The sequence below is a fragment of the Enterobacter sp. 200527-13 genome (assembly GCF_027924865.1).
Classification (GTDB): domain Bacteria; phylum Pseudomonadota; class Gammaproteobacteria; order Enterobacterales; family Enterobacteriaceae; genus Enterobacter; species Enterobacter ludwigii.
On record NZ_BSCM01000001.1, the window covers coordinates 195,191 to 210,186 of the forward strand.

A 14,996-nucleotide genomic window follows, 5' to 3' on the forward strand; every position below is an offset into this window, starting at 1 on the left:
TGAATAAAGTCGCAATTCTGAAAACTTATTTGTCTATTCTTATTAGTCACTGTAATTTTTGCCTTTGTCTATTGGTCAGGGAGAGAGAAGATGAAGTTAATGAAGCGGAGCGTCGCGCTGGCGCTGATCGCCGCCTGGGGTCTGGTTAGCCTGCCCGTGCAGGCCTATGAAAAAGATAAAACCTATAAAATCACCATTCTGCATACCAACGATCATCACGGCCATTTCTGGCGCAGTGAATACGGCGAATACGGTCTGTCGGCACAAAAAACGCTGGTGGATGGCATTCGTAAAGAGGTGGCAGCCCAGGGGGGCAGCGTACTGCTGCTGTCGGGGGGCGATATCAATACCGGCGTGCCGGAATCTGATTTACAGGATGCGGAGCCTGATTTCCGCGGCATGAATCTTATTGGCTACGATGCGATGGCCGTCGGTAACCATGAATTCGATAACCCGCTGACGGTGCTGCGTCAGCAGGAAAAATGGGCCAAATTCCCGTTCCTCTCTGCCAACATCTACCAGAAAAGCACCGGCGAGCGACTGTTCAAACCCTGGGCGCTGTTTAAGCGTCAGGATCTGAAAATTGCGGTCATCGGGTTAACCACCGACGATACGGCGAAAATCGGCAACCCTGAGTTCTTTACCGATATCGAATTCCGTAAACCGGCAGACGAAGCGAAGCTGGTCATTCAGGAATTGCAACAGAACGAAAAGCCGGATGTCATTATTGCCACCACCCATATGGGCCACTACGACAACGGTGAGCACGGCTCGAATGCGCCGGGTGACGTGGAGATGGCTCGCAGCCTGCCTGCAGGCTCGCTGGCGATGATTGTGGGCGGTCATTCACAAGACCCGGTCTGCATGGCGTCAGAGAATAAAAAGCAGGTCGACTACGTGCCAGGCACGCCGTGTGCTCCGGATCGTCAGAACGGTATCTGGATTGTGCAGGCGCACGAATGGGGTAAATACGTGGGGCGTGCGGACTTTGAGTTCCGTAACGGCGAGATGAAGCTGGTGCACTATCAGCTCATTCCGGTCAACCTGAAGAAGAAAGTGACTTACCCTGACGGGAAGAGTGAACGCGTACTCTACACCCCGGAAATTGCCGAGAACGCGCAGATGCTCTCCCTGCTGACGCCCTTCCAGAATAAAGGCAAGGCGCAGCTGGACGTGAAGATTGGTACGCTGAATGGTCGTCTGGAAGGGGACCGCAGCAAAGTTCGCTTTGTGCAGACCAATATGGGGCATCTGGTGCTGGCGGCACAAATGGCGCGCACTAATGCCGATTTTGGCGTGATGAGCGGCGGCGGCATCCGCGACTCCATCGAAGGCGGAAACATCACCTATAAAGATGTGCTGAAGGTTCAGCCGTTCGGTAACATCGTGGTGTATGTCGACATGAGCGGTAAAGAGGTGATTGACTATCTCACCGCCGTGGCGCAGATGAAGCCGGACTCCGGCGCTTATCCGCAGTTTGCCAACGTCAGCTTTGTGGCGAAGGACGGCAAGCTCAACGACCTCAAAATCAAAGGCGAGCCGGTCGATCCTGCTAAAACCTACCGCATGGCAACATTAAGCTTTAACGCCACCGGCGGTGACGGTTATCCGCATATCGACAATAAACCGGGCTATGTGAATACCGGGTTTATCGATGCGGAAGTGCTGAAGCAGTTCATCGAGCAGAATTCACCGATCGACGTGAATACCTACGAGCCGAAAGGCGAGGTGAGCTGGCAGTAGTGCGGTTTTGTGCCGGGGGGCGGCTACGCCTGACCCGGCCTGTATGAGAATCGTCGGCCCGGTAAGCACAGTGCCTCCGGGCCAATTCCTCAATCCCGTCGCGCAATATCCGCAAATGTCGCGTTCAGTATTTTCGCCAGTTCGCCTGCGGACAGTTCAATATCCAGCCCGCGTTTGCCGCCGGAAATATAAATGGTGTCGAAGGTCTGCGAAGGGGCATCAATCAGCGTCGGCAGGCGTTTTTTCTGCCCGAGCGGGCTGATACCGCCAACAAGGTAGCCGGTAGTGCGTTGCGCAACCATCGGATCGGCCATATCCACCTTCTTTGCCCCCAGCGCTTTGGCCACTTTCTTGAGATCCAGCTGCCCGGCAACAGGCGTTACCGCGACGGCGAGGTGTTTCATATCACCGTTCACCGCCACCAGCAGCGTCTTATAAACCCGATCGGCGTTCAGCCCCAGTTTGCGCACCACTTCATCACCAAAATTCGTTTCGCTGGGATCGTGATCGTAGGTGTGGATCCGAAAGGGAATGTTGTTTTTTTCGAGTAATTTAACGGCGGGAGTCATAGCTATCCTTCTTACGACAGACAATTCATGCTGACAGCATACGCCTGACGTTTGTCTAAAAAATAGCACCATCTTGCGCAATAGTATTGGCAGTGATGGTCACTTTGAGCGACAATCGGCTCAACCGAAGGTCTCCTTCGGCATAATAAAAACGATGAAATTCCTCTTTGACGGGCCAATAGAAATATTGGCCATTTTTTTATTTCAGCAGTGACGGCAAATTCCCTTCTCCGTACAAATGTAACGCCCCGACAGCGACCACGTAACGCCCAGCAGGCAACGCATGCAGCGTTTGCTGCCAGGCTTTGTTGCGCTCGTTCATCAGCACATCATACAACGATTCACTGAACGTCGACGGCAGCGCCAGTTTACCGTCCGTGGGCGGCGCATTCAGCCACCAGCCGATCATCGTTTGCAACAGACGCGCGTTGGTGTGCCAGTGGGTCAGGGTATCATCCAGCAGCATCAGCCCATCATCAGGAAGCTGGCGCAGCAGGGCTATCTGGCTGTCCGTGCCTTCGAGCTCAATGACTGACAAATGGCGTGCTCTCGCGGCATTCAACAGCTGGTAATCAATACCGTAATCCCCGCGTAGCCCCAGACGCTGCGCCTGGGTTGCCTGCAGGACCATCGCGATTTGCCACAGCGGCAGTGTGTCCAGCATGGAGAGCGACACGCCCGTCTCATCTGCGACGCGCGTCAGTTCAGCAAACTGCGTGTCGTTCAGACGTTCAGCCAGGGGGAGATCGCTTTCGAGGCCGGCAAACGGCGACGTCTGGCCCGAAATATCCGCTTCAACGACCAGCGCATCGGCGCTCTTAAGCAGTTTCATCAGACCGGCTGGCAGCGGGGACATATCCTGCGTGCCCATATGGATGCTGCCCACCAGGTGAAGGTGCTGCCCGCCGGGAAGCGAGATATCCATGCCGGGCCAGGCATAACGGCGGGGGAAGAGGGCGCGAAACGATGTTTTTATACGATTAAACAGACTCATACGCGCTCCATAAACGGAAAGGTTCATGCTAGCGCGTAGGAGAAGAAGGTTCAATCTTTCGGTTTAAACCGCAACAACCGGTTTGCGTTGCTCACCACGGTAATGGACGAGAGCGCCATCGCCGCACCCGCGACAACCGGGTTCAGCAGCGTGCCGGTCAGCGGCCACAAAATACCGGCGGCAATCGGGATACCGAGCGAGTTGTAGACGAAGGCACCCAGCAGGTTCTGCTTCATGTTGCGCAAGGTGGCTTTTGAAATCGCCAGCGCGTCCGCAACGCCCATCAGGCTGTGACGCATCAGGGTGATGGCGGCCGTCTCAATGGCGACATCGCTACCGCCCCCCATCGCAATACCCACTTCCGCCTGTGCCAGCGCCGGCGCATCGTTAATCCCGTCACCGACCATCGCCACCTGGCGACCCTGGCTTTGCAGCGTCTTGATGGCATCTGCTTTGCCGTCAGGTAACACCCCGGCAATGACCTCGTCAATTCCGGCTTCCCGGGCGATGGCGTTCGCCGTCACAGGATTATCCCCGGTCAACATTACCAGGCGATAGCCCGCGCGATGCAGGCGTTGCAACGCCTGCACGCTGTCCTGACGTAGCGGATCGCGAATCGCCAGCAGCGCCGCGGCCTTGCCATCAACGGCAAGCAGAACCGGGGTTGCGCCCTGAGAGGCCTGAGCTTTCAGGTCTTGTTCCAGGGCGGAGGTCTCAACGCCATGCTCCTTCAGCAGTGCCTGATTCCCCAACAGCAGCGTGTGCCCTTCGGCGGTACCGGTGACGCCTAAACCGCGCAGGGTGCGGAAATTGCTCACCTGCGGCAGGCTGGCATTCCCGGCTTTCTCAATAATGGCGTGGGCCAGCGGGTGGCTGGAGCCTTGTTCAAGCGCCGCGGCGAGACGCAGCGCGTCATCCTGCGTGATGCCTGCGGTTATCACGGCCACTACCTGCGGTTTCCCTTCCGTCAGCGTGCCGGTTTTATCAAACACCAGCGTGTCCAGCGTGCTCGCCCGCTGCAACGCATCGGCATCCCGTACCAGCACGCCAAATTCAGCGGCACGGCCTACGCCTGAGATGATCGACATTGGCGTGGCAAGACCGAGCGCGCAAGGACAGGCAATGATCAGCACCGTGGTGGCAATCACCAGGGTATAAACAATTTGCGGTGCCGGACCGAAGACATACCAGATAGCCGCGCTCAGCAGCGCGATACCGACCACGACCGGCACAAAAATGGCGGAGATTTTATCGGCCAGCTGACCAATTTCCGGCTTACTGCTCTGTGCCTGACGCACCATGCGAATAATGCGTGACAGCGTGGTATGGCTGCCGACCGCACTGGCGGTGAAAAGCACGCTACCGTCCTGCACCACCGTACCGGCATGAATGGCATCGCCCTGGGCTTTCTGTTGCGGGACGGGTTCTCCGGTCAGCATCGCTTCGTCAAACCAGGCTTCGCCCTGAGTGATTTCACCGTCGACGGGAACGCGGTCGCCGGTGGTCAGGCGCAGCGTCATGCCGGGTTGAACTTCAGCCAATGGGACATTTTTTTCACCCGTATCCGTCACGACGCGCGCGGTCGGTGGGGTTAAATCCAGCAGGCGTTCCAGCGCTTTGGAGGAGCGCTGACGGGCGCGCGCTTCAAGCATATGGCCGAGGTTAATCAGGCCGATAATCATCGCGCTCGCTTCATAATAGAGATGACGCGCTTCCATCGGGAACCACTGGGGCCAGACGTTGACGCTCATGGAGTACAGCCACGCCGCACCCGTGCCGAGTGCGACAAGGGTGTCCATCGTCGCGGTGCGATTTTTCAGGCTTTTCCAGGCGCTGGAGTAGAAGTGACCGCCTGCGAAAACCATCACGGCAAGCGTAATCAACCCAATGACCAGCCACAGCGTGCGGTTATCGTCGGTGACCATCATATTGTCACCGATCATACCCCACACCATGACCGGGACCCCAACCAGCAGCGCGACGATGGCCTGCCAGCGGAAGCGTTTCATGGTGGCGACGGCCGTTTCCTGCTGGCGTTCACGACGTTTGAGGTCATCTTCGATGGCCTCTGCGCCGTAGCCCGCTTTTTCAACGGCCTGCACTAAATCTGCGGCGGAGGCACTGCCCATCACCAGCGCGGTACGCTCCGCAAGATTGACCCGTGCCTGCGCGACACCCGGTACAGCCTGCAAGGCATTTTGTACCCGGGAGACGCAGCTGGCGCAGCTCATGCCGTTGATCAGCAGCTGTTGGCTGTCATCAATATCATCAGCTACCGGAAGCTCAGGAGTGGCCGCTGTCAGTGCTTCCGACGGGGATGATGACTCTGCCAGCGGTTTAGCCTTTGGGTGGCTCAGCTCCGCCCCATAACCAGCCTGTTTGATCGTATCAATCAGCGCATCCGCACTGGCGCTACCGGTGACGGCGGCGTGATCAAGGGTCACTTCAGCGCTGTCTACATCAGGACGCTGTTCCAGACTTTCTTTAACGCGTTTGACACAGTGGCCGCAGGAGAGGCCGTCCAGTGTCAGGTCAATAGTGTGAGACATAACAAAACTCCCGTATAATGATCTGGTCAGATGTTGACCGGCATAACGCTTTTCGCTAACTGTTATGAAGGTTAAACCTTCCATCAAGGGGAAGGTCAAGGGGGAAATGTGAATATCAGTGATGTTGCGAAAAAAACCGGATTGACCAGCAAAGCGATCCGTTTTTATGAAGAGAAGGGGCTGGTGACACCGCCGCTGCGCAGTGAAAATGGCTACCGCAGTTATACGCAACTGCATCTTGATGAACTGACGCTGCTGCGCCAGGCGCGGCAGGTGGGATTCAACCTTGAAGAGTGCGGCGAGCTGGTCACCTTATTCAACGATCCGGCACGCCATAGCGCAGACGTGAAAAAACGTACGCTGGAGAAAGTGGCTGAGATTGAACGCCACATTACCGAGTTACAGGCGATGCGTCAGCAGCTTCTGGCGATGGCGGAATCCTGTCCGGGGGATGACAGCGCCGACTGCCCGATTATCGATAATCTGTCCGGCTGCTGTCATCGTAAGGCTCATGCCTGACAGGCTTTAACCCGCAGGGTTATCCCTTCCACCGCAATGACCTCAACCTGCGTGCCGGCGCTGAGGTCATCGTCGGCCACCACGGGCCATGAACTGTCGCCCACGCGCATATGTCCGCGCCCGTTAACCAGCGCTGTGTCGAGCGTAAAACGTTTGCCGACAATCTGCTGCCCGCGCTGATTGAGGTGAGCGTCGAGCGGTTTCTGCTCTGTCACCTGGCGGTTAAGCCAGCGCCACCACAGCCAGGCGGCCAACAGCGTCAGCACGGCAAATAATGCCCCCTGCCACGCCCAGTCGAGGGGCAGTAGCCAGACCACTAACCCGGTAATGACAGCGGCAACACCGCTCCAGAGCAGGTAACCGTTGCCGCCAAGCATCTCCGCGGCCAGCAATAAGCCACCGAGGCTTAGCCAGAATGCATGAGGATGTGCGACGATGAGCTCAATCATTTTTTGCGCTCGTTTCCGCTGTCTTTGATAAGTTCCGTGATCCCGGCGATGGAGCCCATCAGGCTGCTGGCATCCAGCGGCATCATCACCACTTTGCTGTTGTTCGCGGAGCCAATCTCTTTCAGCGCGTCAGTGTATTTTTGCGCAACGAAGTAGTTCACCGCCTGGATATCACCCGCCGCAATTGCTTCAGAGACCATCTGGGTGGCGCGGGCTTCCGCTTCTGCAGAACGTTCACGGGCTTCCGCCTGTAAGAAGGCAGACTGGCGTTCACCTTCCGCTTTCAGGATCTGCGACTGTTTTTCCCCTTCGGCTTTCAGGATCTCTGCCTGACGTACCCCTTCAGCTTCCAGAATGTAGGCGCGTTTGGTCCGTTCCGCTTTCATCTGCGCGTTCATGGAGGCGATTAACTCTGCCGGTGGGCGCACGTCGCGGATCTCAATACGGGTAACTTTGATCCCCCACGGGTTGGTGGCCTCGTCGACAATGTGCAGCAGGCGGGTGTTAATGCTGTCGCGCTGAGAGAGCATCTCGTCCAGCTCCATTGAACCGAGCACGGTACGAATGTTGGTCATCGTCAGATTTACGATAGCCAGCTCCAGATTGCTGACTTCATAGGCCGCTTTTGGCGCATCAATAACCTGAATAAAACAGACCGCATCAATGGTGACGTTGGCGTTATCCTTGGAGATCACTTCCTGGGAAGGAATATCCAGCACCTGTTCCATCATATTGATTTTACGTCCAATCCTGTCCATGAAAGGGACAATCAGGCTTAAACCCGGCTGGAGCGTGTTGGTGTAGCGGCCAAAGCGTTCAACGGTCCACTGATACCCCTGTGGGACAATTTTGACGCCAGCGCCGACAATAACCAGCGCAACGAAAATAAGGACAGGTATAACGATAAGCATAAAAACCTCCTGTTTTGCATGCTGTGACGAAGGGAACTGCGTGTGTGTTATGAGTCAGTATATCGGCTATCGGGCTGAAATTCGCCCCTGTAAAGAAGGGGGCGCGACGAATACCGGTAAAACCTTTACTCCAGCCATCGACACACCCTATTCGCGCTGCGTTCGTGAAAGGATTATTCTACGCGTGGTTGCAATAAAGGTGGTTACAGGATGCATGATGAACAATAAAAATACGCTCTTGCAGGTCAGGGATGTCGGTTTTCGTGTGGCAAATACCACGATCCTTCAGCATGTCGATTTTTGTCTTTCCCCGGGTGAGTTCAAACTGATAACAGGGCCGTCAGGCTGTGGTAAAAGCACGTTATTAAAGATTGTCGCTTCACTGCTCAGCCCCACTGAGGGCGCTATTCTGTTTGAAGGGCAGGATATCGCGACACAGTCGCCAGAAAGCTATCGTCAGCAGGTCTCTTACTGCGTGCAAACCCCTTCGCTGTTTGGGGACACGGTTTATGACAACCTGGTCTTTCCGTGGCAAATCCGTCATAAAACGCCGGAGCCAGAAAAATTTATCGCCGATCTGGCCCGCTTTGGCCTGTCGAAAGAGACGCTGACTAAATCCATCAATGAATTATCGGGCGGCGAAAAGCAGCGCGTTTCGCTGATTCGCAATCTGCAGTTTTTGCCGAAGATATTGTTACTGGACGAGATCACCAGCGCGCTGGATGAGGTGAACAAACGCAACGTTAACGAGATTATTCATCGTTACGCAAGCGAGCAGAATATTGCCGTGCTGTGGGTTACGCACGATTCAAACGAAATTACCCATGCGGATGATGTCATTACGCTTGAGCCGCAGGGCGGGAAAATGCAGGAGGCAAACCGTGGGTGAGCATAATATTACGAATACGTCGCTGGCGTTTTCGATGGTGCTGGTACTGATCGCTATTGTGGTGAGCTACCGGGAAAAGCTGGGCCTGGAGAAAGATATTATCTGGAGTATCTGCCGCGCGGTTATCCAGCTCATTATTGTCGGCTATGTGCTGAAGTATATTTTTAACGTCAACCACGCGGTGCTGACGCTCCTGATGGTGCTGTTTATCTGCTTTAACGCGGCGTGGAACGCGCAGAAACGCAGTAAGTATATCGATAAGGCGTTTGTCTCATCGTTTATCGCCATTACAACCGGGACGGCGCTGACGCTGGCGGTGCTGGTGGTGTCCGGCTCAATCGAGTTTACGCCGATGCAGGTTATCCCTATTTCCGGGATGATTGCGGGGAACGCTATGGTGGCAGTGGGACTGTGTTACAACAACCTCGGCCAGCGATTTAGCAGTGAACAACAGAAGCTGCAGGAGAAATTAAGTCTGGGGGCGACACCGAAAATGGCCTCGGCGGTACTGATCCGCGACAGCATCCGCTCGTCGCTGATCCCAACGGTGGATTCCGCAAAAACGGTTGGGCTGGTTAGCCTGCCGGGAATGATGTCGGGGCTGATTTTTGCCGGTATCGATCCGGTCAAAGCCATTAAATATCAGATCATGGTGACCTTTATGCTGCTCTCTACGGCCAGCCTGTCGACCATCATTGCCTGCTATTTAACCTATCGGAAGTTCTACAACGCGCGCCATCAGCTGGTGGTGACGCAGTTGAAAAAGGCGGGGTGACCGCCTCTTTTGCAGGCCCGGTGAGCGCTAGCGGCACCGGGCCTGTTCATCAGTAGAGCAGGGCGTACAGCTGACGGCGGTACGTCGACGCCAGCGCATCGCCGGTGCCCAGCGCGGCCAGGATCTCCTGGAACATTTTCCGCGCCTGACCGTCGGCGGCACCCAGATCGTTTTGCAGATGGCTGAACAGCAGTGCCAGCGCTTCTTCGTTACGTCCCACCTGATGCAGCTGCAGCGCCAGCTGGCTTGCCAGCGCGGCATCGGTCGGGTTATCGGCAACCTGCTGTTGAAGCTGCTGGATCTCCGGCGTATCCGCCGCCTGTTTCAGCAGATCGATCTGCGCGACCAGACCCTGATAACGGGTATCCTGATCCTGCAGTGGAATGGTCTTCAGCACAGCTTCTGCATCGTCGGAACGGTGCAGGGCAATCTGCGTTTCCGCGAGGAGCAGGCCAATCTGGCTGTCCTGTTTCGACAGCAGCCACGCCTCTTTGAGCAGCGGTAGCGCTTCGTCGTATTTGCCTTCCTGCATCAGTCCCATGGCTTCCTGCGCCTTCAGCTCTTCCTCGCGCGGCAGGACTTTATCCAGCAGGGCGCGGATCGCTTCTTCAGGCTGTGGTCCCTGGAAGCCATCAACAGGTTGACCATTCTGGAACAGATAGACGGTAGGAATCGCGCGCAGGCCAAACTGAGACGCCACCATAGGCTCAGCGTCACAATCCAGTTTGGCGAGAATGAACTGGCCATTGTATTGCGCGGCAAGGCTTTCGAGTACCGGCGTCAGCTGCAGACAGTGTTGGCTACGCTCAGACCAGAAGTAGAACAGCACCGGTTTGGTCATGGACTGTTCGAGGGTCTGTTGCAGGTTTGCTTCAGTAATATTGACGATATTCTGTACGGACATGCGGCCTTCTCTTTTATCGGTTTGTTATTTACATGGGGGTTAGCGACGACGCTTCAACTCAACCGTGTAAAATTTTGTCCATCATCCGGCCCGGCAGCAGGCGTTTTAACCAGCCTACCGCATGGGTTACCAGCGTCACCGGATAGCGCATTTTTGGGTTTTCGCTCTCAAAAGCATGGCGCACTTTAGCGACGACTGCTTCCGGCCCGAGCGTAAAGCGTGCGGCGATACCGGGGTTTTCGACCGGTTTATCCGCCTGGGTCTGGTTAACGTTTTCCGTAAAGCGGGTGCGGATAGGGCCCGGCTCAATCAGGCTGACCTTAATGCCGCTGTGACGCAACTCCATGCGCAGGGCATCGGACCAGGCCTCCAGCGCATATTTGCTGGCGGCATAGGCCCCGCGACCCGGGGTTGAAATTAGCCCCATCACGGAGGAGGTCATCACAATGCGTCCTTCACCGTGCGGCAGCATGGCGGGGAGCAGGCGCATGGTGAGCTGATGGACGCCAAAGAAATTGGTGGAAAACTGTTTTTCCAGCTGCTCGCGGGTGAGCGTGTCCAGGGGACCATACACGCCGTAACCGGCATTGTTAAAAAGGCCGTACAGACGGTTGTCGGTCAGGGTCAGCACCTCATCGGCAGCGCGTTCCACGCTTTCCGGTGAGTCTAAATCCAGTAACACACCGGTAAAGCCCAGCCCGTTCATGCGTTCGACGTCGTCGGGTTTACGGCAGGCCGCCAGTACCCAATATCCCTGACGCTTCAATTCGAGTGCACTTTCAAGACCGATTCCGCTGGAACATCCTGTAATTAAGACCGATTTTTGCATAACTTTACCTGTCAGGATCTCCGCTGAATTAGGAGTCATGTTTAACTAAAGGGGCCAGCCGTGTTGCCATCCAGTCGGCAATAAACGGCTGCGCATCGCGATTGGGGTGGATCCCATCGTCTTGCATCCACTGGGGTTTGAGATAGACCTCTTCCATAAAAAATGGCAGCAGCGGAATATCAAACTCGTTGGCAAGCTTTGGGTAGATCGCGCTAAAGGCTTCATTATACCGACGTCCATAGTTGGCGGGCAGGCGAATTTGCATCAGCAGCGGTTGCGCATTCGCGGCCTTAATATCCTTAAGGATCGTGCGCAGGGTCTGTTCCGTTTGCTGAGGCTGGAAACCACGCAAGCCATCATTACCGCCCAGCTCAACCAGCACCCATCGCGGTTGATGCTGTTTGAGCAAGGCTGGCAGGCGCGACAAGCCTTGCTGCGAGGTATCACCGCTGATGCTGCCATTAATAACCGTTGTCTTACTCTGCCATTTGTCATTGAGCAGAGCTGGCCAGGCCGCGTTGGCCGCCATGCGATAGCCTGCACTCAGGCTGTCACCGAGAACCAGTAACGTGTCCGCTGCCGCCGCGCGGAAGGTCATCAGGATTAAAAACAGGAAGGGCAAATGCCAGCGGAAAACATTGTTGAAGTTCATCGTCTTAAGAAGTCCGTCGGTCAGGGGGAACACGAGCTTTCCATCCTCACCGGAGTTGAACTCGTTGTCAAACGCGCCGAAACCATTGCGCTGATTGGCGAGTCCGGTTCCGGGAAGTCCACGCTGCTGGCCATTTTAGCCGGTCTGGACGACGGCAGCAGTGGAGAGGTCAACCTGGTCGGGCAACCGCTGCATCAGCTTGATGAAGAGGCGCGTGCCGCGCTCCGCGCACGTCATATCGGGTTTGTCTTTCAGTCCTTCATGCTGATCCCGACGCTCAATGCGCTGGAAAACGTTGAACTGCCGGCACTGCTGCGCGGCGGTAACAGCCGTGAAAGCCGCGCCCACGCGAAGGCATTGCTGGAGCAGCTTGGGCTTGGCAAACGCCTCGACCATCTTCCGGCGCAGCTTTCCGGCGGGGAGCAACAACGTGTGGCCCTGGCCCGGGCGTTTAACGGCCGCCCGGACGTGCTGTTTGCGGATGAGCCTACCGGAAACCTCGACCGAAAGACCGGGGATAAAATTGCCGACCTGCTGTTTTCGCTCAACCGTGAACACGGGACCACGCTGATTCTGGTGACCCACGATCCGCAACTGGCTGCCCGCTGCGACCGTCGCCTGCGGCTGGTTAACGGTGAACTTCAGGAGGAAGCATGATTGCCCGCTGGTTCTGGCGCGAATGGCGCTCGCCCACGCTGTTGATTGTCTGGATGGCGTTAAGCCTGGCGGTAGCCTGCGTGCTGGCGCTGGGCAGCGTCAGCGATCGCATGGAGAAAGGGTTAAGCCAGCAAAGCCGCGAGTTTATGGCCGGAGACAGGGCGCTGCAAAGCTCGCGTCCCGTCCCGCCGGGCTGGCTTGAGGAGGCGCGTAAGCGTGGACTGAAGGTGGGGGAACAGCTGAACTTTCAGACCATGACCTTTGCCGGCGATACGCCGCAGCTGGCGAGCGTCAAAGCCGTCGACGACCTTTACCCGCTGTACGGTGAACTGCAAACCAGCCCGCCTGGGTTAAAGCCGAAACCGGGCACGGTGCTGCTGGCGCCACGTTTAATGGCGCTGCTGAACCTGAAAACGGGTGACAGCATCGACGTGGGTGACGCCACGCTCCGCATCGCCGGGGAGGTGGTTCAGGAACCTGACTCCGGCTTTAACCCGTTCCAGCTTGCCCCGCGCTTGCTGATGAATGCCGCTGATGTGGCGAATACCCATGCCGTGCAGCCGGGAAGCCGCGTCACCTGGCGCTATAAGTTTGCGGGAACGCCCGCCCAGCTTGACGCGTATGAAAAATGGCTGCTGCCGCAGTTAAAACCGGAGCACCGCTGGTACGGACTGGAGCAGGACGAAGGGGCGCTTGGTAAATCTCTCGAACGGTCTCAGCAGTTCCTGCTGCTTTCAGCGCTGTTAACCCTGCTGCTGGCCGTGGCGGCGGTGGCGGTGGCCATGGGGCACTACTGCCGCAGCCGATACGATCTGGTGGCGATCCTCAAAACCCTCGGCGCGGGCAGCGCCCAGCTGCGTAAGCTGATTGTCGGCCAGTGGCTGATGCTGCTGGTGTTGTCAGCACTCACCGGTGGGGCGATGGGGCTGCTGTTTGAAAAGCTGCTGATGGTCATGCTGAAACCGGTACTGCCTGCCGCACTTCCACCGGCCAGCCTCTGGCCGTGGCTGTGGGCGATTGGCGCGATGATGGTGATCTCGGTGCTGGTGGGGCTTCGCCCGTACCGGCTGTTGCTCGCGACGCAGCCGCTGCGCGTGCTGCGCCGTGACGTGGTGGCCAACGTCTGGCCGCTGAAGTTCTATCTTCCTGTCATTGTTGCGGTGTCGGTTGGGTTGTTGGCCTGGCTGATGGGCGGTAGCACGCTGCTGTGGGCCGTACTGGCCGGGGCGGTGGTGCTGGCGCTGCTGTGTGGTGTGGTCGGCTGGGTGCTCCTTAATGTGCTTAAAAAGCTGACGGTGAAGTCGCTTCCCGTGCGGCTGGCGGTGAACCGTCTGCTGCACCAGCCCTGGTCTACGCTGAGTCAGCTGTCTGCCTTTTCGCTGTCGTTTATGCTGCTGGCACTGCTGCTGGTGCTGCGCGGCGATCTGCTGGATCGCTGGCAACAGCAGCTTCCGCCGGAAAGCCCGAACTATTTCCTGATCAATATCGCCCCTGAGCAGGTGACACCGCTGAAGACGTTCCTGGCGGAACACCAGATTGTGCCGGAGTCGTTCTACCCCATCGTCCGTGCGCGTCTGACGCAGATCAACGGCCAGTCCACGGAGGGAAATAAAGATGAATCGCTTAACCGCGAACTGAACCTGACCTGGCAGGAGAAACGTCCAGATCACAACCCGATTACAGGCGGCAGCTGGCCACCAAAAGCGGGTGAAGTATCGATGGAAGAGGGGCTGGCGACGCGCCTGAACGTCAGGCTGGGCGACAGCGTGACCTTTACCGGCGATACCCAGGACTTTAGCGCTAAGGTCACCAGCCTGCGTAAGGTGGACTGGGAAAGCCTGCGGCCGAACTTCTTCTTTATTTTTCCCGCAGGCGCACTGGACGGACAGCCGCAAAGCTGGCTCACCAGTTTCCGCTGGGAAAACGGCAACGGTATGCTGACCCGGCTGAACCGCGAATTTCCGACGGTCAGCCTGCTGGATATTGGCGCGATCCTTAAACAGGTCGGGCAGGTGCTGGAGCAGGTCAGCCGGGCTCTGGAGGTCATGGTGGTGCTGGTGACGATCTGCGGCGTACTGTTGCTGCTGGCCCAGGTGCAGGTCGGGATGCGGCAGCGTCATCAGGAGCTGGTGGTCTATCGCACGCTCGGGGCGAGTAAGCGACTGCTGCGCACCACGCTGTGGAGCGAGTTCGCCCTGCTGGGGCTGGTCTCGGGTCTGGTGGCGGCGATGGGTGCTGAGACGGCGTTAGCCGTGCTGCAGACCCGCGTCTTCGATTTCCCGTGGGAGCCTGACTGGCGACTGTGGTTCACGCTGCCGGTCTGCGGTGCGGTGCTGCTGTCGCTGTGCGGCGGCTGGCTCGGCACGCGATTGCTAAAAGGCAAAGCGCTGTTCCGTCAGTTTGCCAGTTAGTTCAAATCCGTGATAATTACGCACCGGTTTATCTGCTGGTGCGTAATAATTTAGCAGCACAAATCGGTAATACCCATGCGTTTAGTAGCACAAAACATTAAAAACCCGCGCACACAGCAAGATTATTTCCAGTTAATATTCACCT

General features: G+C 57.0%; 14 protein-coding genes. 6 read left to right on the plus strand and 8 right to left on the minus strand.

All coding sequences use genetic code 11. The features are described from left to right. Window positions 1-90 precede the first annotated feature (90 nt). Window positions 91-1,743 carry a bifunctional UDP-sugar hydrolase/5'-nucleotidase UshA gene (gene ushA, locus QMG44_RS00935; RefSeq protein WP_014168919.1) on the plus strand — a complete coding sequence of 551 codons (1,653 nt, stop codon included), beginning with the start codon at window positions 91-93 and terminating at the stop codon, window positions 1,741-1,743. Window positions 1,744-1,832: 89 nt separating this feature from the next. Here ushA and ybaK read toward each other — a convergent pair whose 3' ends face one another. The 3 genes from ybaK to copA form a co-directional block, all read right to left on the minus strand. Beyond that, entirely contained in the window at window positions 1,833-2,312 is a 480-nt protein-coding gene (gene ybaK, locus QMG44_RS00940) for a Cys-tRNA(Pro)/Cys-tRNA(Cys) deacylase YbaK (protein WP_086532947.1), read from the minus strand. Between the two features lie 199 nt (window positions 2,313-2,511). After that, complete coding sequence (locus QMG44_RS00945) at window positions 2,512-3,306, minus strand: TraB/GumN family protein (protein WP_025204835.1); 795 nt, start codon at window positions 3,304-3,306, stop codon at window positions 2,512-2,514. A 50-nt stretch (window positions 3,307-3,356) separates the two neighbouring features. Next, complete coding sequence (gene copA, locus QMG44_RS00950; RefSeq protein ID WP_086532868.1) at window positions 3,357-5,855, minus strand: copper-exporting P-type ATPase CopA; 2,499 nt, start codon at window positions 5,853-5,855, stop codon at window positions 3,357-3,359. A gap of 108 nt (window positions 5,856-5,963) precedes the next feature. Between copA and cueR the strand changes: the two genes are divergently transcribed. Next, the gene (cueR, locus tag QMG44_RS00955; RefSeq protein ID WP_086532867.1) at window positions 5,964-6,374 is read left to right on the plus strand and encodes a Cu(I)-responsive transcriptional regulator; all 411 of its coding nucleotides are present in this window, start codon (window positions 5,964-5,966) and stop codon (window positions 6,372-6,374) included. Here cueR and QMG44_RS00960 read toward each other — a convergent pair. Continuing rightward, window positions 6,365-6,823, minus strand: coding sequence for an NfeD family protein (locus QMG44_RS00960; protein ID WP_014168924.1), 459 nt, complete (start codon window positions 6,821-6,823; stop codon window positions 6,365-6,367). The two genes, cueR and QMG44_RS00960, sit on opposite strands and share 10 nt — an antisense overlap. Beyond that, the gene (locus QMG44_RS00965) at window positions 6,820-7,734 is read right to left on the minus strand and encodes an SPFH domain-containing protein (protein ID WP_014168925.1); all 915 of its coding nucleotides are present in this window, start codon (window positions 7,732-7,734) and stop codon (window positions 6,820-6,822) included. The genes QMG44_RS00960 and QMG44_RS00965 overlap by 4 nt, the downstream gene beginning before the upstream one ends. Before the next feature lie 217 nt (window positions 7,735-7,951). Here QMG44_RS00965 and fetA point away from each other — a divergent pair, with 217 nt between their 5' ends. Both fetA and fetB read left to right on the plus strand, forming a co-directional pair. Continuing rightward, a complete protein-coding gene (fetA, locus tag QMG44_RS00970) occupies window positions 7,952-8,623 on the plus strand; it encodes an iron efflux ABC transporter ATP-binding subunit FetA (RefSeq protein WP_044868016.1) in 672 nt (223 codons plus the stop codon). Next, window positions 8,616-9,398, plus strand: a complete 783-nt coding sequence (fetB, locus tag QMG44_RS00975; protein WP_020885171.1) for an iron efflux ABC transporter permease subunit FetB — start codon at window positions 8,616-8,618, stop codon at window positions 9,396-9,398. Before fetA ends, fetB begins: the two co-directional genes overlap by 8 nt. Before the next feature lie 49 nt (window positions 9,399-9,447). Here the strand turns inward: fetB and QMG44_RS00980 are convergent, their stop codons facing one another. From QMG44_RS00980 to tesA, 3 genes are read right to left on the minus strand one after another with little or no spacing between them, the layout of a single operon-like run. Further along, complete coding sequence (locus QMG44_RS00980; protein WP_086532866.1) at window positions 9,448-10,302, minus strand: co-chaperone YbbN; 855 nt, start codon at window positions 10,300-10,302, stop codon at window positions 9,448-9,450. Between the two features lie 58 nt (window positions 10,303-10,360). Further along, window positions 10,361-11,170 carry an SDR family oxidoreductase gene (locus tag QMG44_RS00985; RefSeq protein WP_086532865.1) on the minus strand — a complete coding sequence of 270 codons (810 nt, stop codon included), beginning with the start codon at window positions 11,168-11,170 and terminating at the stop codon, window positions 10,361-10,363. Beyond that, a complete protein-coding gene (gene tesA / locus QMG44_RS00990; protein WP_025206538.1) occupies window positions 11,160-11,783 on the minus strand; it encodes a multifunctional acyl-CoA thioesterase I/protease I/lysophospholipase L1 in 624 nt (207 codons plus the stop codon). The genes QMG44_RS00985 and tesA overlap by 11 nt, the downstream gene beginning before the upstream one ends. Between tesA and ybbA the strand changes: the two genes are divergently transcribed. Next, window positions 11,754-12,440, plus strand: coding sequence for a putative ABC transporter ATP-binding protein YbbA (gene ybbA / locus QMG44_RS00995; RefSeq protein ID WP_014168931.1), 687 nt, complete (start codon window positions 11,754-11,756; stop codon window positions 12,438-12,440). The genes tesA and ybbA overlap by 30 nt on opposite strands. Further along, complete coding sequence (gene ybbP, locus QMG44_RS01000; RefSeq protein WP_086532864.1) at window positions 12,437-14,851, plus strand: putative ABC transporter permease subunit YbbP; 2,415 nt, start codon at window positions 12,437-12,439, stop codon at window positions 14,849-14,851. Before ybbA ends, ybbP begins: the two co-directional genes overlap by 4 nt. The last annotated feature ends 145 nt before the right edge of the window (window positions 14,852-14,996 follow it).

Bases quoted from the DNA above. Each gene is read 5' to 3' on its own strand.
- ushA (WP_014168919.1), top strand. From the start codon at position 91: ATGAAGTTAATGAAGCGGAGCGTCGCGCTGGCGCTGATCGCCGCCTGG.
- ybaK (WP_086532947.1), bottom strand. From the start codon at position 2,312: ATGACTCCCGCCGTTAAATTACTCGAAAAAAACAACATTCCCTTTCGG.
- QMG44_RS00945 (WP_025204835.1), bottom strand. From the start codon at position 3,306: ATGAGTCTGTTTAATCGTATAAAAACATCGTTTCGCGCCCTCTTCCCC.
- copA (WP_086532868.1), bottom strand. From the start codon at position 5,855: ATGTCTCACACTATTGACCTGACACTGGACGGCCTCTCCTGCGGCCAC.
- QMG44_RS00960 (WP_014168924.1), bottom strand. From the start codon at position 6,823: ATGATTGAGCTCATCGTCGCACATCCTCATGCATTCTGGCTAAGCCTC.
- QMG44_RS00965 (WP_014168925.1), bottom strand. From the start codon at position 7,734: ATGCTTATCGTTATACCTGTCCTTATTTTCGTTGCGCTGGTTATTGTC.
- fetA (WP_044868016.1), top strand. From the start codon at position 7,952: ATGAACAATAAAAATACGCTCTTGCAGGTCAGGGATGTCGGTTTTCGT.
- QMG44_RS00980 (WP_086532866.1), bottom strand. From the start codon at position 10,302: ATGTCCGTACAGAATATCGTCAATATTACTGAAGCAAACCTGCAACAG.
- QMG44_RS00985 (WP_086532865.1), bottom strand. From the start codon at position 11,170: ATGACTCCTAATTCAGCGGAGATCCTGACAGGTAAAGTTATGCAAAAA.
- ybbA (WP_014168931.1), top strand. From the start codon at position 11,754: ATGCCAGCGGAAAACATTGTTGAAGTTCATCGTCTTAAGAAGTCCGTC.
- tesA (WP_025206538.1), bottom strand. From the start codon at position 11,783: ATGAACTTCAACAATGTTTTCCGCTGGCATTTGCCCTTCCTGTTTTTA.
- ybbP (WP_086532864.1), top strand. From the start codon at position 12,437: ATGATTGCCCGCTGGTTCTGGCGCGAATGGCGCTCGCCCACGCTGTTG.